General features: G+C 67.2%; 24 protein-coding genes and 1 pseudogene. 6 read left to right on the top strand and 19 right to left on the bottom strand.

Features of this window, described 5'->3' with window-relative positions:
- The 16 genes and pseudogenes from KAK09_RS12130 to KAK09_RS19120 form a co-directional block, all read right to left on the bottom strand.
- Positions 1–2,038, bottom strand: a 2,038-nt coding sequence (locus KAK09_RS12130; protein WP_210879205.1) for a phage tail tape measure C-terminal domain-containing protein, incomplete at its 3' end; no start/stop codon positions are given.
- A complete protein-coding gene (locus KAK09_RS12125) occupies positions 2,035–2,361 on the bottom strand; it encodes a DUF1799 domain-containing protein (protein WP_210879204.1) in 327 nt (108 codons plus the stop codon). The genes KAK09_RS12130 and KAK09_RS12125, both read right to left, overlap by 4 nt.
- 56 nt (positions 2,362–2,417) lie before the next feature.
- Complete coding sequence (locus tag KAK09_RS12120) at positions 2,418–2,744, bottom strand: hypothetical protein (RefSeq protein WP_210879203.1); 327 nt, start codon at positions 2,742–2,744, stop codon at positions 2,418–2,420.
- Positions 2,741–3,724, bottom strand: coding sequence for a hypothetical protein (locus KAK09_RS12115; RefSeq protein ID WP_210879202.1), 984 nt, complete (start codon positions 3,722–3,724; stop codon positions 2,741–2,743). Before KAK09_RS12115 ends, KAK09_RS12120 begins: the two co-directional genes overlap by 4 nt.
- A gap of 1 nt (position 3,725) precedes the next feature.
- Entirely contained in the window at positions 3,726–4,178 is a 453-nt protein-coding gene (locus tag KAK09_RS12110; protein WP_210879201.1) for a phage tail terminator protein, read from the bottom strand.
- Entirely contained in the window at positions 4,175–4,675 is a 501-nt protein-coding gene (locus KAK09_RS12105; protein WP_210879200.1) for a phage virion morphogenesis protein, read from the bottom strand. Before KAK09_RS12105 ends, KAK09_RS12110 begins: the two co-directional genes overlap by 4 nt.
- Entirely contained in the window at positions 4,675–5,100 is a 426-nt protein-coding gene (locus KAK09_RS12100; protein ID WP_210879199.1) for a gp436 family protein, read from the bottom strand. Before KAK09_RS12100 ends, KAK09_RS12105 begins: the two co-directional genes overlap by 1 nt.
- Positions 5,100–5,255, bottom strand: a complete 156-nt coding sequence (locus KAK09_RS12095; RefSeq protein ID WP_210879198.1) for an Acb2/Tad1 domain-containing protein — start codon at positions 5,253–5,255, stop codon at positions 5,100–5,102. The genes KAK09_RS12100 and KAK09_RS12095 overlap by 1 nt, the downstream gene beginning before the upstream one ends.
- Positions 5,252–5,476 (bottom strand): helix-turn-helix domain-containing protein, encoded by a 225-nt coding sequence (locus KAK09_RS12090; protein WP_210879197.1) that lies wholly within the window; start codon positions 5,474–5,476, stop codon positions 5,252–5,254. Before KAK09_RS12090 ends, KAK09_RS12095 begins: the two co-directional genes overlap by 4 nt.
- Positions 5,476–5,727, bottom strand: coding sequence for a hypothetical protein (locus KAK09_RS12085; RefSeq protein ID WP_210879196.1), 252 nt, complete (start codon positions 5,725–5,727; stop codon positions 5,476–5,478). Before KAK09_RS12085 ends, KAK09_RS12090 begins: the two co-directional genes overlap by 1 nt.
- The gene (locus tag KAK09_RS12080) at positions 5,727–5,909 is read right to left on the bottom strand and encodes a hypothetical protein (RefSeq protein WP_210879195.1); all 183 of its coding nucleotides are present in this window, start codon (positions 5,907–5,909) and stop codon (positions 5,727–5,729) included. Before KAK09_RS12080 ends, KAK09_RS12085 begins: the two co-directional genes overlap by 1 nt.
- 11 nt (positions 5,910–5,920) lie before the next feature.
- Positions 5,921–6,103: a hypothetical protein gene (locus KAK09_RS12075; protein ID WP_210879211.1), complete on the bottom strand. Its 183-nt coding sequence runs from the start codon at positions 6,101–6,103 to the stop codon at positions 5,921–5,923.
- Positions 6,100–6,327 carry a hypothetical protein gene (locus KAK09_RS12070; RefSeq protein ID WP_210879194.1) on the bottom strand — a complete coding sequence of 76 codons (228 nt, stop codon included), beginning with the start codon at positions 6,325–6,327 and terminating at the stop codon, positions 6,100–6,102. The genes KAK09_RS12075 and KAK09_RS12070 overlap by 4 nt, the downstream gene beginning before the upstream one ends.
- Positions 6,314–6,481, bottom strand: coding sequence for a hypothetical protein (locus KAK09_RS12065; RefSeq protein ID WP_210879193.1), 168 nt, complete (start codon positions 6,479–6,481; stop codon positions 6,314–6,316). Before KAK09_RS12065 ends, KAK09_RS12070 begins: the two co-directional genes overlap by 14 nt.
- Before the next feature lie 635 nt (positions 6,482–7,116).
- Positions 7,117–7,656 (bottom strand): DNA-binding domain-containing protein, encoded by a 540-nt coding sequence (locus KAK09_RS19070; protein ID WP_336244452.1) that lies wholly within the window; start codon positions 7,654–7,656, stop codon positions 7,117–7,119.
- 62 nt (positions 7,657–7,718) lie between these two features.
- Positions 7,719–7,928: pseudogene (locus KAK09_RS19120) on the bottom strand (BRO-N domain-containing protein); the annotation flags it as partial.
- Between the two features lie 101 nt (positions 7,929–8,029).
- Between KAK09_RS19120 and KAK09_RS19115 the strand changes: the two are divergent.
- Positions 8,030–8,311, top strand: a complete 282-nt coding sequence (locus KAK09_RS19115; protein WP_418895531.1) for a S24 family peptidase — start codon at positions 8,030–8,032, stop codon at positions 8,309–8,311.
- Positions 8,312–8,976: 665 nt separating this feature from the next.
- Here KAK09_RS19115 and KAK09_RS12045 read toward each other — a convergent pair.
- Positions 8,977–10,851: a heavy metal translocating P-type ATPase gene (locus KAK09_RS12045; protein WP_210879189.1), complete on the bottom strand. Its 1,875-nt coding sequence runs from the start codon at positions 10,849–10,851 to the stop codon at positions 8,977–8,979.
- A gap of 130 nt (positions 10,852–10,981) precedes the next feature.
- Positions 10,982–11,941, bottom strand: a complete 960-nt coding sequence (locus KAK09_RS12040) for a hypothetical protein (protein ID WP_210879188.1) — start codon at positions 11,939–11,941, stop codon at positions 10,982–10,984.
- A gap of 258 nt (positions 11,942–12,199) precedes the next feature.
- Here KAK09_RS12040 and KAK09_RS12035 point away from each other — a divergent pair, with 258 nt between their 5' ends.
- From KAK09_RS12035 to KAK09_RS12015, 5 genes are all read left to right on the top strand, one after another.
- A complete protein-coding gene (locus KAK09_RS12035; protein WP_210879187.1) occupies positions 12,200–13,183 on the top strand; it encodes a sulfotransferase domain-containing protein in 984 nt (327 codons plus the stop codon).
- Positions 13,184–13,190: 7 nt separating this feature from the next.
- Positions 13,191–14,330 carry a mitochondrial fission ELM1 family protein gene (locus tag KAK09_RS12030; protein ID WP_210879186.1) on the top strand — a complete coding sequence of 380 codons (1,140 nt, stop codon included), beginning with the start codon at positions 13,191–13,193 and terminating at the stop codon, positions 14,328–14,330.
- Positions 14,327–15,310, top strand: coding sequence for a diacylglycerol/lipid kinase family protein (locus KAK09_RS12025; protein ID WP_210879185.1), 984 nt, complete (start codon positions 14,327–14,329; stop codon positions 15,308–15,310). The genes KAK09_RS12030 and KAK09_RS12025 overlap by 4 nt, the downstream gene beginning before the upstream one ends.
- A 7-nt stretch (positions 15,311–15,317) precedes the next feature.
- On the top strand, positions 15,318–16,253 hold the full coding sequence (locus tag KAK09_RS12020; RefSeq protein ID WP_210879184.1) for a single stranded DNA-binding domain-containing protein: 936 nt from the start codon (positions 15,318–15,320) through the stop codon (positions 16,251–16,253).
- A gap of 86 nt (positions 16,254–16,339) precedes the next feature.
- Entirely contained in the window at positions 16,340–17,290 is a 951-nt protein-coding gene (locus KAK09_RS12015) for a hypothetical protein (RefSeq protein ID WP_210879183.1), read from the top strand.
- Positions 17,291–17,307: 17 nt separating this feature from the next.
- Here KAK09_RS12015 and KAK09_RS12010 read toward each other — a convergent pair whose 3' ends face one another.
- Positions 17,308–18,399, bottom strand: coding sequence for a mitochondrial fission ELM1 family protein (locus tag KAK09_RS12010; RefSeq protein ID WP_247651205.1), 1,092 nt, complete (start codon positions 18,397–18,399; stop codon positions 17,308–17,310).
- Positions 18,400–18,421: the final 22 nt, after the last annotated feature.

Raw genomic sequence — 18,421 nt, 5'->3', positions numbered from 1 at the left:
CCGCCGCCTGGGCGGCCAGCCGGAAAAGCTGGCGCAGCGCGAAATCCACCAGATCGGCGGTCTCGATCTTGCCGGTGCGCGCGAGGCTGACAAAGGCGTCTTCCATCGACTTGAACGCGGTCTTGACCGTATCCTCGGCGATATCTGCCATCGTGCGCTGCGCACCGAAGAGATCGTTCAAGCCCCGCTCGACGCCCGCCGCCCAATCGTCGCGGTTGCGCAGGTCCTCTTCATACGCCTCCTTGAGACGGTCGCGCGCGATCTGGTCGACCATCCCGGCATATTCCGCGTGGCCGAAACCCGCCGCGCGCAGCTCGGCCAGCGTCTTGACCCGCCACGCCTCGATCTGGCGCTCCTGGAATTCCAGCGTCCCGCCGAAGCGCTGGCCGAACTCCTCGAACACCTTGAAAAGCGTGTCGACCTCCTTCTTGACGCGACCCGATGCACCGCCGCGACCGAAGAAGGCATCGGGTGCCGAACTGAACAGCTCGTTTGCCTCCTTCTGGATCTTGAGCAGTTCCGCCTCAAGCCGCGCGCCCTCGATCCCGGCGGCAAGCAGGCGGCGGCGCTCGGCCTCGACAAAGACGAACGCGTCGCGCTCTGCCGCCGCCCCGCGGCCCTTGCCGAAACGCTCTTCGGCGATCTGCCTCTGCGCCTCGGCGCTGCGGCGCGCGGCCTCGGCGGCCTCATCCGCCCCCTCGCGTGCGGTGCCGATCAAGCTGTCGATCCGCGCCTCGGTCTCGGCGATGCGTGCCGTGACGAGGCCAAGCTGGTTTTCCAGGCTGGTTGCGAAGAAATCCTGCCCCTGGCCACGGGCCGTCGCGATCTCGTCGAGCAGGGCTTGCCGCTCTTCCAGCAGACCGACAAGGCGGTTGTTTTCCGCCACGATCTCGCGGCTCCGGTCACTCTCGGTCGGTCCCTCCAGCGCCCGGTTGATCTCTTCGATCCCTCCGGCGATTGCCGTCATCAGCTGGCCGATGCGGCCCTGTCCATTGAGGCTCGTTCCCAACAGTTCGAAAAATCGCAGCGTGTTTTCACCGACCAGATCGAAACCGCCCGACGCACCGGCCCCGGCCGCCCGACCCAGATCCCCGACCTGGGACGCCACGCCTTCGAGAATGAGGCGTTGTGCCTCCGCCGTCTGGCCCATCTCGACGAAGTCGCGGATCATCTTGCGCGCGGTGGGCGAGAAGCTGACGCCGACACGGGTAAGTGCCGTGAGCCCCGCGACCGGGTCCTCGAGCGCCTTGCCAAGCTGGACCGCGTTGCCCTCGAGCGTGCCGAACCCGGCTGCGGCCAGATCCTGCGACAGCTCGATCGCGCGATCGAAGGTCTCGCCCGCGACCGACCGAAACGTCAGCAGCACGGTCTGCGCCGCGCGCACCTCGCGCGCCGAGGCGAGCGTGTCGGCAGCGATGCGGCGCGCCATGTCCTCGAGCTGACCGGCGGTGCGCCCGGCCGCAAATCCGGTGGCCTGAAGCGTGCCCTGCACGGTCAGTTGCTGGCGTTCCAGATCGGTGAAGGCGCGCACGGCCCGGCCCGCGCCGAGCACCATCGCCGACAGCCCGACCGTGACGCCGACGGCGGCAAGGTTCATGCGCCCCGAGAGAGCCGCGAGGGTCGAGAAGCGGCTCGCCACCCCGCCGAGCGGTCCGTTGACCAACGCCGCCGAGGCCGCCGCGTTGGACATGGCCCCCTGAAACTGCCGGGTCGCCTGCTCGGCGCGCTGCACGTCCGGGGTGAGGGCGCGCGTGGTCCGCCGCACGCTTTCCGAGCTTCCCGCCAGCCGGTCGCCCGCCTGTGCCGCACGGGTCCGGGTCTGCGCCTCGCGCTCGGTCACGGATTGACCCTGCCGCTGTGCCTCGACAACCTGCCGTGTGCTGCGCGACAGTGCCTCGTTGCCGGTGCTGGCGCGCCTGGTCGCCTCCGTGCTGTTGGAAACGGTGCCTTGCAGGCGCCCCATCTCCTCGCGCGCGCGCCGCAGCGCCGCCACCATCTCCTGTTCGTCGGCGGTCAGTCGGGCGGAGACGAGCATCATGTCAAGACCCCCCTGTCACGCGGATGACGGCGACGCATCTCGTCGAGCGCGGCGCGTTCGAGGATGCGCAGCCAGGCGAAATCGTCGGCGCTCACCTCAAGCCCCTCAAGCCGCGCCACGGTTTCGGCGCAGCCCAGATCGAGCCCGACAATACGCCCGGCGGCATCGCGCCGCCATTGGCTCGACATCGCGAGGAACCATCGAAACGCTGTCGCAAGCCAGACGAACACCTCTACCTCCTCTGTCCCGGCCCGCCCCGCCCGTGCGAGAGTTGCCTCGACCTGCGCCGCATCCAGACCGAAAGCCGCAAGCTCGGCGCGCATCCTGTCGGGTCCACCGGCGGCGGCGGGCGCGCGGAACAGTGCCCGCGCCGCCGATGTCAGTTTTTTGTCTCGATCCCCATCGCCGCGCGGGCATAGGCCTCGCCCACGCCCATCTCGACGTAATCGAACTCCAAGAGCTCGTCGCGCAGCGCGGCGCTGAAGGGCAGCGGCTTGCCGTCGAGATCGGCCACCTCGTCCCAATCGAGCCAGATCCGCGCCAGCGCGGCCTTGAGGCCGTGCTCGGCCATGGCCTGACGTTCGGATTGCGGCAGGATCAGGAACTTCGCCCGAAAGTCCTGGCTCTCGAAACCGGTCTCGGTGGGCACGCTCAGCCTGACCTTGGCCCAGACGGTCGGGGCGGGGTTGAAACGAAACTGGCTCATTGTGTGGTGATCCGGAATTCGCGCGTGGTCTCGTCGCGCAGGAACAGAAGGTCGAGCGTGGCCGTGACCTCGTTGTCCGCCTCGCCCAGATCGCTCAGGAACGCCTGCACCCGGTCGGCGCGGAACTCGAACTGGTTTCCGGCCGGGCCGTTGCGCAGAAGCAGCGCGCTCTCGGCCCCGTCGAGCGAGCGGGCGAAATAGTCGAAATCCCCCAGGTCGGGCGCGGTCACCACCATCCGACCCGTGTAGCGGCGCCGCCCACGCCGCGTGGTCAGTTCATTGGGCCGATCCCCGAAGATGACGGGGGTCTCGTCGCTCATGCTCAGCTCGCGCAGGCGCAGCGGCTGATTGGCGAAGGTGAAGGTGGTGTTGGCATAGCTGATCTGGTCGACCTCGCGATAGGCCGATTGCCCGAGCGGCCCGAGATCGAGCGGCGACGCTGCGGCGACCTGATCGCGGGTGACTGGCGCGCCGTAGATCGCGGTCATCTCGAAGGTCAGCCTTGGCAACTCGCCCTCGCGCGCCTCGAAGCCGATCGTGCCGGTGGCGTCGAGCGCCTCCTGGAGGAAGTCGCTCGCGGCCCCCGGTGCGGTCTGCGATCCGCCGAAGCCGCCGACAAGCGTGGCCCATTCCTGTTCTTCGCTGTCGCTCGGGCTGTAGCGCGCCGAGGTGGCAAGCGTCAGCACCTCCTCGAGCCCGGCCGCGCGCGCAAGCGGTGCCCAGAACGGGGCCGCGCCGGGCGCGGTGGCCGCCGAGGCCTCGAGTGCCGTCGTGACGCGCACACGCGGGCGCGCCAAAAAATCCGCGCCCGTCGCGCCGGGATTACCGTCAACCAGATCGCGGCTCTGCCGGTCGGCTTCGAGCGGTCGGTGTGTGAGCGAGAGCGCGGGGATGAGGTTCGAGCCCGCGTAATCCGCCGCCGCCCCCCGTGCCGCCTGAAGTTTCGCGATCAGGAACCGCGTGTCGAAAGTCATGGCCATGTCAGCCTCCCGCGATGAGGCTCCGCCGGAAGCGGAGCGAGAATTCGTCCTGCCAGCCGATCAGTCCGCCCGGCAGGGGTTGGGTCACGAGACGGCCGCGCTCATGCGTGACCGGTCCCTCGGCGAAATCCGGCTTGAAGCCCGCGAGCGCGGCCAGAAGGGATGCCCGCACCTCCTCGATCCGGCTCACGGCGCGCCCGCCCGCGTCGCGGGCAAGGTCCTCGGCAAGGCTGAGGACCATGAAGCGTGCGGCGACGGCGGCATGGCTCACGCCGCCCGCCACGCCCGAGGGGCGCGACGTCTCCTCCATCGGCAGCACGAAGGCGAGCGGCCCCCCCATGGCGCCGGTCTGCGCGGCGCGGCGCAGATCGCGCCCGCCGCCGACGCTGCGATAGATGCCCGCCGCCTCGATCCGGGCGACGATCCCGGTCAGGGACAGGACCGGCGCGCTCACTGGAAGAACTCCGCGAACCAGGCCTCGACGGTCTCGCCGATCTCGATCTCGTCGCGCGCGTCGATGCCCAGAAATGGCCGCGCCGGGATCTCGACCTGATCGACCATGATGAACTGGCCGTTGGGCAAAAAGAACGCGAGCTTGGCGGCGGCATCGGTCTTGTCGAGGGGTTCGATGAAGGCTCCGAACTGATGCGTGGCGGCATAAGGCACGTTGGTGCCGATCTCGACCTCGCGTTGGCGCGCCTCGGTCACGATGCTGTCGCGCAGGCGCGTGCTGTCGACCAATGTCGCGCCGCCCACCTCACGCGCGCGGTGCGAGGGCGTCCAGGCCTCGCCGTCCGGCCCGGTCCCGGTCAGGAACCGCTCGTTGACGGAGGCCTCCAGCACCGCGCCGATCCGCTCCATGAGCGGGGTCAGATCGGCGGTGGCCCCCAGCGCGCGGTCGATCGACGACCCCAGCCCCTTGTCCTCAAGCGTGAAGGTAAGCGCGACCATCAGAACCCCTTGAGCGTATCGCGGGTGAACGTGCCCGCCGGGCCTGTAACCTTCGGGGCCTGCACCCGCCCCGGCGCGGTGTCGGACGGGGTCTCGTCGCCGAGCGCCACCTCGCCCGCGCGGGCGCGTTTGAGAAAACCGAGCGCCAGCTCGTAATTCTTCGCCGCCCCCTCGATGCCGGGGGCGCGGTCGCCCAGCAGCCGATACCAGGCGATGGCGGCGGCATGCACGGTCAGGACCTGCGGCGGGTTCGCGGTGTCGTAAAGACCCGCAACATAGCTCTCGACCTCGGAAATCGCGTCATCGACGGCGCGGCCGAGTGCAGCCATGTCCACGGTGGTCACCACGCCCGACAGCGTGGTGATCCCGGCCAGCCGCTCATCGCCGAAGCGCGCAATCATGTCCTGAGGCGTCAGCACGGGCATCAGCGGGTGATCCCCTTGACCGCCCACATGACCGCTTCTTCGATCTTCGTGCGCGCGATATTGGCCTCGCGGCCCTGATCGTCGACGAGGCAGGCGAGAAAGGCGTCGCCCATGTCCTTGATGGCGCTCATCCGGTTCTTCTCGATATCACTCATTCCGGTGCCTTCATCATTGTATACCGGCAGATCAGCCGGTCCTTCTTGCGCTCGCGGGTGCAGAGGATCTCCGCCCCGTTCGCGCGCAGTTCGGCGATGCAGCTGTTGACCGCCACCACATGCGCCCGCCGCACGATCTCTCGCGTCGTATGGGGCCGTCCGTCCCGCAGCACGGCCAGCACCCGTTGCAGGCGCGGCGAGGTGAGCGGCGCGTGATGCATCAGAGAACCATCCTGTGATCCTGCGACGCCACCCATTGACGGCAGCCATCGCACATCCGGTGCCCGGCATGGCTCGACTGGATCTCGACACCGCAGCGCAGACAGGGCCGCAACCGCCCCGCCTGCTCCCGCGTCAACCGCTCCAGCGCGCGCTCGGCCAGATCCCGGCTGCTCAGCTTGTTGCTCACCAGCCGCCAGCCGTCGAAAACACCCCAGGTGTTCGGCGCCACCCGCTCGACCCGCAACGCCATCACCGCACACTCCCGTAGGTGACCGCCAGAAACTGCCGGATCTGCGGGATCGCGTCAGAGGCGCGCAGCGCCTCATGCGCCTCGATCAAGCTGCGCAGCATCACCGGATCACCCGCCGCCAGATCGTCCAGCAGACAGATCACCGCCTCGAACGCCTCTTGAGGACTGCGTTGAATACCCATGAAACCCCCTTTCAGGACCAGAGCGCGACGCCGAAGAGCAGCGCGAACAGCGCCACGCCCCCCAGCACATCGCAGATGATGGAAAAAGCGCCCCGGTCGGAGCGGGCAGACCGGGCACAACCGGGGCGCAGGACCCGCCCGCGCACAGGCAGGCGCGAACGGGTAGTCGAAATCCTTTCCGGCAGACGGCTCATCCGCGAACCCTCCGCCGCTCGTGATCGCGCACGAACTCGGCGCGCCGGATCGCCAGGTGATGATCCTCGGCCAACCGGCTCAGCCGCATCAGCGACAGCGCGCAGCACGGCGCATCGATGTCGCGGATCAACTGCAACGCCAGCGCCACCCGCTGCACCTGCGGGATCGCGTCGATCTCCGCCTGCAACGCGCCCGCATCAGGGACAAGGTTACCGAGTTTCATGGCTGTTCTCCTGATAAACCGCCGGAAATGGCCGCAGCACCGAAACCACGATCCACGATCCCACCCCGGCCCAGACCATCGCCGCCACGATCAGCGCCATGACCACCGCCGCCCCCTCAGGCAGCCGCCCCTCCGGGTCCCGCCGCGCGCTCATGACCGCCCCCCGATCGCGCGGGCAAGGCTCGACACCCCGCCCGCGCGCGCCCTACCATCGTCGGGGGAAACAAACCGATAGAGGGAACCCGTGATTGACCGCGAACCACTGCTGAACCTGAACGCGTCTGACCTCAGCCACCCGCTAAGGGGGTTCATGAGGGCCGAACTGTATGACGAACTGAGCGCGCTCGAGGACATGCTGTTCGAGGCCCGAAAATTACCCGCCCGAGAGCCGGATTTCGACGCAGAGGAATGGCATGACTTCATGACCGATTTCCTTGACCAGATACCGGAGCACGAAACCGAAATCGGTCGCGTTGGTCTCCATGTGCCGTCCGCGTCACGCGGCGCGAGTTCTCCACTGGCGCATAGGGCAAGCCCTATCTGTCGTAGGGAACAGGCTACCTCAGGAGATACTGGGTCCCTCCGCACCCAATATTCTTCCATCTCACGAAGTTCTTCTCCCGATGCGGCTTCGAGCCAGGCTCGAGCTTGTTCTGGGCTGCGAAACAATCCCCATGGTTTGGTTGCGCAAGATTGATCTTGCCGGGCGCCCCGTTGAAAGCGCGTCCCGCGCGCCCGGACTGAGCGCAAGCGCCGGACAGATCATCAGGGCAAGGCGACGGCGGATGCTCATGCCGAAACACTCCTTCTGGCTGGACTGGACAGAACCCGCGCCGCGTGGCGGCGCAGCACGTGGATGGCGGGCACAGGCTGCCAGCCGCGCTCGGCGGCAACCTCCACCGTGCGCCGGTAGCTGGTGCTGATCCTCTGACCGCTCGCCGCCAGCCCCTCGAAGAACCGCAGCGCCTCGGGGTGACACTCCCCCCTCATGCCCATCACGCGCCGCCGCATCCGTGGCGCGCAGGCCGCCGCCCAGTCACAGCGCGGCACCATGTAAGTGGCGCGCCGGTAATTCCACAGCGTCGCCGCCGACCAGCCCATCTCGGCGGCAACCTCGGCCACCGCATGGCGCACCCGAACGCCATCCGCGATCGCATCCGCGATCCGGCCAAGCGCATCGGCCCGCCGCTGCGCCAGCGCCTGCTGATCCTCCGGCAGTGTCTCCAGATAGGTCCGCTTGTCGGCCATCTCCTCCAGCTCGGGGGCAGAGGCCCCCGGCATCGCGTAATAGCCGTCCCGGATAAGGGCGGGCAGAGCCTCCGCCCGCACCCACTTCCAGAACCGCTTGGCGACCGGCTTGTTGCTCCGCGACGAAAGCCGATCACCCCGCTCACGGAGACGATATTGAGGTCCTGTTTGCCCCCAAGGGTGTCGGTTTTAACGACCCCCTTTTCGTCATCATCAAGCGTCGATACCACGTGTCTGTGGTTCACGATTTCAAGCACCCGGCAGACATCCGCCGCCACAAACCACGGCTTGCCATCGATCAGCACCGACCGCACCGCATGGCTCTCGAAGTCAAAGGGGATGATATTGGTCATAGTCCTCGCGCCTTTCCTTCCATGTCCGCAATCGCGCAGAAAACCGCCGCGACGTCGCTCGCAGACTCCGCGATCAGCCCGTCGAGCCCGGTCAGGCCTGCCTGCTTTCCGTCACCGGCGACAGCATGGCCTCCACGCTCCACGACGGCGATCTTGTCATGATCGACCAGCGCCGCCGCGATATCCGCAACCGCCGCGTCTATGCCCTCATCGACAGCGACGGCGCGGCCCGCGTCAAACGCCTCGACCTCGTGCCCGGGCAGCTCCTCATCCTCACCTCCGACAACCCCGCCCACGCCACCGAGATCAGGCAAGGCGACGAGCTCGCCCGCCTCCACATCCTCGGCGAAGTGGTCTGGTCGGCCCATGCGTGGGGGCATTGAAACACCACTGTTTCAATCGGCCTGAAACGGGCGTGTAACGGCGAAAAAAGGGGCCCACTTCTCTGTCTGGTTTCCACCCGTCTCGAAATCGCTATATCGCTGATTTGGCTTGGTAATAGTGACAAGTGGGACCGAAAAAAAGAAGTGGGCGGATTTGGTCCCAGTTCCGGACGTTGAAACACCCCCCCGACAGGCCCCAAACACCCCCTCTCAGAGCCGTTTCAACCCTGTTTGAATAGGGTTTGCGCCACATCGCGCCCTCGCAGCCCCGACACCGGCCAAACCGCCCTCGACACCCCGAAACCCCCCATTTTCCGCTTTCTGTAAAAACTTCGCCACCAGACGCGCGATCACCCCACTTCGCGCCTGAAACCCCTTATTTACAAGGCCGATCCGGGCAAGTTCGCCATCAGTTCGGATAGTCCGGCGTCACTCTAATCTAAAGTGTCACACAACACCCGCGCCCTGTGTCATCTGGTTCATTTCTGATCTGCTCCTGTTGCGTGCCGATCCTCCACCGGCCGCTGACTGGAAGATGCTCAAAAGGACGCGATGCGTCAGCCCTGGCAACCGGGACCACCAGGGCGACCTGTCTCAGACCTGAGACAGGTCGGAAAGGGAATCAGCCGATCCCTAACCGTTGCATCCGCGCGGCTTCCGACACGTTACCCCCCGCGCGCAGGTCGCTCAGCCGGGAGAGGCCCCTTGGGCGCGATCCGCAGCGCGCGCAGCGCATTGAGGATCACGGCCACGTCGATCACCTCCTGCACAAGGGCGCCCTGCACCGGGCTGAGATAGCCATAGGCGGCGGCGATCATGCCCAGCACTGACAGGCCGATCCCGGCAACGACGCTCTCGAGCGCGATGCGGCGGGACGCCTGCGCGATCTCGATCCCCGGCCCCAGCCGGTCGATGCGATCAACCAGAAGCACCACATCGGCCGCCTCGGCCGAGGCGGCGGCGCCGCGCGCGCCCATGGCCACGCCCACATCCGCAGCGGCAAGCGCCGGTGCGTCATTCACCCCGTCACCCACCATCATCACCGGGCCGTGCTTACGCTCCGAGAGGACCAGAAGAACCTTCTGGTCCGGTGTCAACCCGGCCCGCAGCCCGTCGAATCCAAGCCCGCCGGTGACCCGCTCGGCCACCTCGGCCCGGTCTCCGGTGGCAAGCAGGACACGCACGACGCCCGCGCGGCGCAGCCGCTCCAGCATCGCGGCCGCGCCCTCGCGCAGCGGATCGGACATCACCAGATGACCTGCCATATGTCCGTCGATCCCCACCGCGACAAGCAGCGATCCCGCAGCCAGTGCAGGATGCTCACCCGACCGCCGCCCTACCCGTCGCGCCACGAATCCGTCGCTGCCGACAATGACACTGCGGCCCGCCACGCTGCCGACAACCCCTTCACCGGGAATCTCGGCCACCTCCGAGGGCACGGGCATCACAAGGCCGCGCGCTCGCGCGGCAGCGACGATGGCTTGCGCGACAGGGTGCCTCGATGCCTGATCGAGAGCGGCGGCAAGGCGCAGAAGCTCCGTCTCGTTCACGTCGCCATGGCTGTCGATCGATACGATCTGCGGGCGCCCGTCGGTCAGCGTTCCGGTCTTGTCGAGAATCAACGTGCGGATCCGCGACATGGTCTCAAGCGGCCCTGCGCCCTTGATCAGCACACCGAAATGCGCTGCGCGCGAAAGGCCCGCGACCAGGGCCACCGGCACCGCCAGAATCAGCGGGCAGGGGGTCGCCACGACCAGAACGGCAACGGCCCGGATCGGATCTCCGGTCAGCCACCACGCGCCGGTGGCGATAGCCAGGGTGACGGCGAGAAAACCCAGTGACCAGCGATCCGCCAGCCGGGACATGGGCGCCTTGGATTGCTGCGCCTCCGCAACCAGCCGGACGATCCCGGCATAGGTGCTTTCCTTCGCGCCGCGCGTCGCGGTCATGTCAAAGGCTTCGCCCGCATTGGTCACGCCGCTCATCGCCTCGGCCCCGCGCCCCAACCGCACCGGCAGCGACTCGCCGGTCAGCGCAGAGGCATCCACAAAGGCCGTCAACGCATCCACCGTGCCGTCCACCGGCACCACGTCGCCCTGCCGGATGAGCAGCCGGTCGCCGGGCGTGATCAGGTCAAGCGGGACATCCTCAAGACCGCCATTGCGGTGGCGGGTCGCGGTGCGTGGAGCGCGGGCCAGCAACTCGTGCATGTCGCGACGGGCACGGCCCTCGGCAAAACTTTCAAGGAAGGTTCCCCCAGAATACATCACCGCAACAACCGCCGCAGCGAGCGTCTCGCCAAAGACCAGCGCAGCCGTCATCGACAGCGCAGCGACGATATCCAGCCCGATTTCGCCGCGCCCGAGCCGGCTGACGATCTCGACAACAAGTGTGGTAAGGGCGGGCACGACCCCCGCGAACCAGACAATATCCGCGATCCCGCCCATGCCCGCAGCCAGAAGCGCAAGCCCCGCGATCAGGCCGGTCAGTGTCAGCAGCAAGATCGCCTTTCTGAAACGATCCACGCCGGTCTCGGTCATGCGGTGCACCCCTTCCTCGCAAGCGTGCTCGCGGCGGGCGAAACCGTGGCGACGACCCCAGCCCTGCGATCGAGGGCAGCGCCTGCCCCTGTCCGCGAACGCCCGGCGCCCACGGACATGACAGTCCGGCTCAGGCCGGGACGGGATAGGCGACCGGCGGCACCGTCTTGATCAGTTCCAGCGCGTCGTGGCGCACATGGTTCTGGCGCATCTCCTCGCGCAGCATTTCCTCGGTGATCACGCCCTTTTCCACCGCCTCGCGCACGAGGCCGAAAAAGAACGCCTCCTGTCTGGGATCGGGGTGGCGCTTGTAATGCCCGGCAAGCCCGTAATCGCCAAAGAGCGCGCGGCGCAGCCGGCGGAACCAGTGGCGCGGCGGAAAGAGACGGAACGAATCGGCGGCGCGGTAATCCACCGGCAGGCCGGTTTTCCACGGCTGCGTCTTGCGCTGCGTGTTGTGGATCGCCTTGGTGTTCTCGTCGAGATGGTCGAAATCGTTCCACTCGTTCTCAAACAGGGCCACCGTCTCAGGATCCTCATACTTGAGCGAGATCCACGGCATGTAATCACGCGAGCCGTCGAACATGGCGGCGAACTGCTCGTCGAATTTCCAGTGCGTGAGCTTGGCGTTGTCGAGCAGCATCACGCTTGTCGCCAACGCCCCGCGCTTGCCCTTGTTGCCCGATTTCGGGCGGCACATCACCGCGGCCCCCTTCATGTCGCGCGAGAACAGGTCCCAGATATCGGCAATCACGAACACGTCGGGGTCGATCACGATGGCGCGTCCCTTGAAGCCCATGAGCTGCGGCGGCGCGAACCGCGTCGGCGTAAAGGATTGCAGGTCGTTGCGCACCCATTCGCGCCATTCCCCGTCGCGCAGGAACTTCCTGCCCTCATGCGCCTTGAAGACGGGAAAATCGTCGTAATGCATGATGCGGATATCGAACTTGTCATTATGCTTCGAATTCCGCCGGATCGCATATTCGGCAATGAGCGCGCCGATATACTGCTTGTGGTTGGCCTGAATGAAAACGCAGTAATCCTTGGCGTTCCCGGTCGGGGGTGTTTCCTGGGGGGTCTTGTCTGTCATGGTCTTTCCAATCCTCGATCCTGTCACCCGCTTTCCGGTGGCGCCCGCCTCGGCGGTGGCGGATCCGTCAAGCAAAGTCATCGGGCAGTCCACGCGTTGCGCGAAGCCTATATCCGCGCTGGGCCGCCAAGGTCAACCGCGCTTGTCTGTGCAAGCGGGTCGGCACGCGCCTTGGGGTGGACTTCCAGCCCCGGATGCGGCAAAGGGCTGGGCTTGACGGCACTTCGTGTGCCCCTGCCCCAGTCCCGGATCGACCCCATGAGCCTTATCCCCTCCTTTCGTAACCTTGGCCGCGACAACATCCGCAAGGCCACGATCATCGGCAGCACCAGGATCCTGCCCACGCGTCTGCGTGTCTCGGCCCGCAAGGCGCGACTGGGTGCGCTCGAGGTGGATATAGCGCGGCGTTCCTCGCTGATCATCATCGCCCATCCCAAGAGCGGCAACACCTGGCTCAAGGTCATGCTGACGCGGCTATATGCCCGGCGCCACGGCATTCCCGAAAGCGATTTCGCCCGCTATCCCGCGCTTGCCGATGCCAACCCCGCGATCCCCAGTTTTGCCGCCACGAACGGCTGGTACAGCTACGAGCGCGCCGTGGGGGATCTGTTGCAACCCGGCCAGCAGGACGCAGAGCTGGCGGCAAAACCCGTGGTGCTTCTGGCGCGCAACCCCCTCGACATCGCCGTATCGTGGTTCTTCCAGTTCACCAAGCGGCAGTCCGATCACAAGCAGGAGCTGATCAACGCAGAGCTCTCGCGGCCCGTGGACCGGCGCAATATCGGCATGTGGGAATTCGTGCGGCAGAGCGAGATCGGCCTGCCCTCGCTCATTGCCTTCCTCAATTACTGGGATGCGGCGCTCGGGTCTCTCGATCGCACGCTGCTGACCTCCTACGAGGAGTTGCGCACCGATCCTGCGGGCGTTCTGCGCAAGATCACGACCCTCATGGGCGACAGCTTTTCCGAGGCCGAGATCGACGACGCGGTCGAGTTCGCCTCCTTCGACAACCTGCGCAAGCTCGAAAGCGAGGGGTTCTTCCGCTCGGGCGGCCTGACGCTGCGCAACGCGAACGACCCCGAAAGCTTCAAGGTCCGCCGCGCCAAGGTCGGGGGCTATCGCGACTATTTCGACGCGCAGAAGGTGGCCGAGCTGGAGGCACTGGTGCAGCGCGACCTTTCGCCACGTCTCAAGGCGCTCTTCGGGATCGACACGCCGCGCGACGCCGCCACCGGACAGTGAGACGCGGATGAGCGCGGGGACCACAGGGCCGCGCATCTGGCGGGTGCTCGGCGACAAGCGCGGCGATAACGGTCAGGTCGAGATGATCGCCGACGCGCTCTCTGCCGCACGCGGGTGGCACAGCGAATTGCGCCATCTGGAGATGCAGCCGCAATGGGTTCTGGGAAAGCCTCGGGTGGCGGCGTCGCTGTCGCATCTCGACATGGGCCGCTCCGACGCGCTTGCCCCCCCCTGGCCGGATCTCATCCTGACCAGCGGCCGCCGCCCCGCCAATGCCGCGCTCTGGATCAAGGCGCGATCGGGCGGGCGCGCGCGTATCGTTCTGGTGGGCAAGCCCTCGGGGATGATGGATCATTTCGACCTGATCGTGACAAGCGCCGAGACCCTGCCCGCCCCCTTCCCGAACGTCCTCCATATCGGGCTGCCGCTGATGCGCGTCGATCCCGCGCGGCTGGAGGCGGGGCGCGCCGAGTGGCAGGCCGCCCTTGCCGCCCTGCCCCGCCCGATTGTCGCTTTTCTCATCGGTGGGCCGACCAATCCCTTTGTCTACAATGCCAGCGTGACGGCGCGCCTGCGCGCGCGCATCGCGCAGGTTCTGGCCGAAGGCGGCACACCCTATGTCGTCGGCTCGCGCCGCACGCCCGAAGGCCTGGTGGCGGCGCTGACCGAGGGTCAGACAGCCGAGGTGCCGCGCTTCGACTGGCACGCGCCCGATGGCGGGAACCCCTATGCCGGGCTGCTGGCGCTGGCCGACCGGTTCGTTGTCACCGGCGACAGCATCTCGATGCAGCTTGAGGTGGCGCGTCTGGCCAGGCCCCTCGAAATCCTGCCGCTGCCGACGGGCTGGCTGGGCGGGCTGGATAACGGGCGGCGCGCGCTGGCAAGCTGGCTGTTTCAGCCGCCGCAGGACGGATCGCCCCGCGAGCACGCCCGTATTGCGCTCGCGCGCACGCTCTACCGGTTGCGCCTCATGCCGCAGACCCGGCATTTCCCGCGCTTTCACCAGACCCTGATCGACCGTGGCCTTGCCACATGGATCGCAGAGCACAGCCATGCGACACGCGCAGACACCGCCACCGAGACCGATGCCGACATGGCACGTATCCTTGCGCGCATCGACGCGCTGCTGCCCCGAGAGGCCCAATGACCCGCGTCAGCGTCATCACCAACCCGTTGAGCGGAAACAACCGCAAGGGGCTGGAGCAGCTCAACGCCCGCCTCGCCGCCTACGGGCATGTCACCCATCACGTCACCCGCTCGCCCGATGACGCGCGCACGCTGATGCTCGCGCTGCTCCGCGAGGCCCCCGAGGTGGTGGTGATCAACGGCGGCGACGGCACCATTGCCGCCACGCTTGGCCTGATGCTGGAGCATTGGCCCGAGGGCGCGCTGCCGCTGGTCATGCTCTTGCCCGGCGGCACGGCCAACATGACAGCGGGCGATATCGGCCTGGCCTCGACCCCGCGCCGCGCGCTCGACCGGCTCTGTCGCTGGCTCGACGCGGGCGCGCCCTTGGTCGGGGCCGAGATCCGCAGCCGCCACATCATGCGCGTCGAGGGGGCCGCCGATGGCGCGGTGCGGCATGGCATGTTCCTTGGCACCGGCGCGATCATGCAGGCCACGCGCTTTGCCCATGACAAGGTGCATTCGCGCGGGCTTGGCGGGGAAATCAGCCTTGGGCTCATTCTCATCCGCGCGCTCTGGGGCTTGATTCGGCAGGATCCGCGCTTCTACCAGCCGACCCATGTGCGCTTGTCCCTCGCCGGTACCGGCGCCCCCGTCACGCGCGACGAGGCCCCCATGCTGATCCTCGTGGCAAGCACACTCGACCGGCTCTTTCTGGGGATGCGTCCGTTCTGGGCGCGGCAAGGCGGACGCATCGGCCTTACCACCATTCAGGGCGGCGCGGCGCGGTTCGGGCGCAGTATCCTTTCGGTGTTGCGTGGGCGACCCAACCCCCATGTCACGCCCGCCAACGGCTATGAGAGCTTTCGCACCGACCGTTTCGAGATGTTCCTTGACGGCGAGTTGAACCTCGACGGCGAGCTTTTTGTGACAGCGGGCGGCGAAAATCCGCTTATCGTGAGCGCAGAAGGCCCGATCCGTTTCCTGCGCCCGCTGCGATGAGGCCCGCATGACTTATCCCGCCGCCCCCGGCCCCACACTCGACGATGCGCCCGCGCTGCGCGCGCTTCACGGCGCGCTCTCGGCGCGGTTCGGCGCGGGGCTTCAGGCGGTGATCCTCTATGGCTCGTGCCTGCGCGGCGGCGATCTGCTCGACGGGCTGGTGGATTTCTATGTGCTGGTCGATCCCACGCCCCGCGCCGAGCCGCGTCTTGCGCTGCGCCTTGCGGGCCGCGCGCTGCCACCCAATGTCTATTACCTCGAGGCCCCGCTCGGCCCTGACACCGTGCGCTGCAAATACGCCGTCCTGAGCCTGAATCAATTCGAGCGCGGCACCGGGCCGGGGTGGTTTCAATCCTATCTCTGGGGCCGCTTCGCGCAGCCGGTCAAGGTGATCTGGGCCGACAGCGCCGAGACACAAGACCGCCTGCACGCGGCCTTTCTGCGCGCGGGCGAGACGCTCTTGCGCCGCGCGCTGCCCGCCCTGCCGCAAGAGGGCACCGTCGAGGCGCTCTGGCAGGGGGCGCTCGCGCTCAGCTATGCCACCGAGTTGCGCGCCGAGCGCCAGGGCCGCGCCGCCGAACTGGCGGGTCACGGGCGCGAATTCTTCGTGGCGATGACACGCGCGTTGCTGCCACGGCTTGGGGACCGGCTCACACTTCACGAAAGCGACGGCCCGCTTTGCTACAGCGCGGATATCCCCGCCGCCGCCCGCCGCACGGCCCCCCTGCTCTGGGGCTTGCGCCGGGTGCAGGGCAAGACGCTCTCGGTGGCGCGGCTCATCAAGGGGCTTTTTACCTTCGAGGGCGGGCTCGATTATCTGGCGTGGAAACTCTCGCGCCATTCGGGCCAGGTGGTGGAGATCCCCGACAAGGTGCGCCGCCGACCCCTGATCCATATCTGGGGCCTGTTCTGGCAGCTGTACCGGCGCGGAGTATTTCATTGATCGTGAACGCAGCGGTCATGGAACCCCGCGACACTCTCATGTAAGATCGCGCGCGAATGATAACAGACAGGGGACGGACCTCGCCCATGAACTACGGTGTCTTCATCCAGACCAACCACAAGCAGATCGTCGGCGCGATCGTGGCCGAGCATGCCATCCGGCGCTATTCGGCGCATAATGACAAGTTCGACATCCATATCATGGACAGCCGCAACTATCCGTTCTTCGCCGAGCACGAGGGCCGCGAATACCTGCGCGACGGGATCAAGCGCGTGTGGCTCAACGACGACCTGCAATCCTTCACCCCCACCCGGATGATGCCGCCGGAACTCATGGGTTATGAGGGTCGCGCCGTGGTCATCGACCCCGATGTTTTTGCGTGCGCGGATATCTGGGATCTGCTGAGCCGCGAGATGAACGGCAAGGCGATCATGGCGCGGATGCGCTCGGGCCCCAAGGGCCTCATTGACGGCAACGTGGCCTCGTCGGTCATGCTGCTCGACTGCGCGAAGCTGACCCACTGGAAGGTCGAGGAGCAATTCCGCGCGATGTTCGCGGGCACGCTCGACTATCAGGACTGGATCGGCCTGCGCAAGGAGCCGCGCGAGACGATCGAGTTCATCGAGAAAGAGTGGAACGATTTCGACAAGTTCACGACCGAAACCAAGATGCTGCACACCACGCGGCGCAAGACGCAGCCGTGGAAGACCGGCCTCAAGGTCGATTGGCGTCCCGCCGAGCGGTTCCGCGCCTTCCCGCCCGCCGGTTGGGTGCTGCGCCTGCGCCGCCAGCTCTTTGGTGAATACGGGCTGATGGGCAATTACAAGGCGCATCCCGACAAGAACCAGGAACGGTTCTTCCTGGGGTTGCTCAAGGAATGCGTCAACGAGGGCAAGATCTCGGAGGAGTTCCTGCGCAATGAGATGGCGCAGAACCACGTCCGCCACGACGCCTTCGAGATGCTCGACAAAACGCCCGACCTGCCGCCCGCCCCGGCACATCCGCTGAGCGCGGGAAATCTGGCGATGGCGGCCTGAGCGGTCTGGCCCGGGTGTCAGCCCGGACCATGCCCGAACAATGCGCGCACCCGTTCCGCCGCGCGCCGCGCGGCGGACAGGGGGTCTGCTGCGGTCGCGCCGAACCAGCCCTCGCCGCCCGCGATCAACGCCGGGGCTTCTTCCAGCCACCGCGCCTGCCCCTGCGCCACAAGTGCTGCCTGTATCCGCCCCACATCGCGGCGCATCCGCACCGGCGCGAGCCGCATCGCCAGACGGTGGCTGAGCGGCTTGTGGCGCCAGTTATGCGCCCGCCACCACCATTGTCCCTGCTCTGACGGATCGAACACATAGAGCGGGCGGCCCATGGCGGCGGCCTCGGCCAGCATCGACATGCTCTCGCCGGTGACAACGAACCGGTCCGCCAGCCCCAGAAAGCCGCGATAGGGGTTCCCGGGCCAGTCCTGGCGGGCGTGAAACCAGAAACACTCGGCAGGAACGGTCAGCGCGGCCTGAAACGCTGCGCGCGCGGGTGCGGGTGTGCGCGGGCTATCGCTCACCAGCACGCCCCCCCCCGTCGCCGCCACCAGGCGGTTCACCCCCTCGGCCAGTCGCCGCCCCGTCTCGGGCGTGAACACGAACGCCCCGCTGTCGCCACCGATCAGCACCGTTGTCCACGGGCGCGGCAGATGCGCCAGACGCGGGCCAAGGCGCGCGGCCTCGGGCGCCACGCTCTCTCGGCTCAGAGGGTGCAATGGCAACGGATTGACCAGCACATTACCGCCTTGAGCCAGGAAATATTGTGGCGTGGTGACAACAAGATCCCAAGTATCAAGCGGCGCCCAGGGCCGCCCCACATGCACCAACTTCACCCGTCCCCCCGCCTGCCGCCGGATCCAGCGCGCCACAGGCTCGTTGCGACGGCCCGCGCTGATCACCAGATCGGGCCAGGGCGGGGCGAGAGGCGAGGATGCCGCCACGTCGATGCCCCAAAGCGTCTCGCCCAGCACCAGATGCGGCAACAATTCCCAGGCGCGCGCACTGATATGCCTGTCCTCCACCGGCCAGCCCAGCATCGCCGCCAGCGTCTCTACCTGCGTGTTGTCCCCGGCCTTGCGGCCCAGAAGTGTCCAGACTTTCGCTTGCATCATCCCGCCGCTTGCGTTCAAAGGG

Source organism: Roseovarius autotrophicus, from assembly GCF_018069895.1.
Taxonomy (GTDB): domain Bacteria; phylum Pseudomonadota; class Alphaproteobacteria; order Rhodobacterales; family Rhodobacteraceae; genus Roseovarius; species Roseovarius autotrophicus.
The sequence above is the reverse complement of the archived record's forward strand: the minus strand, read 5'-3'. Positions and strand labels throughout refer to the sequence as shown.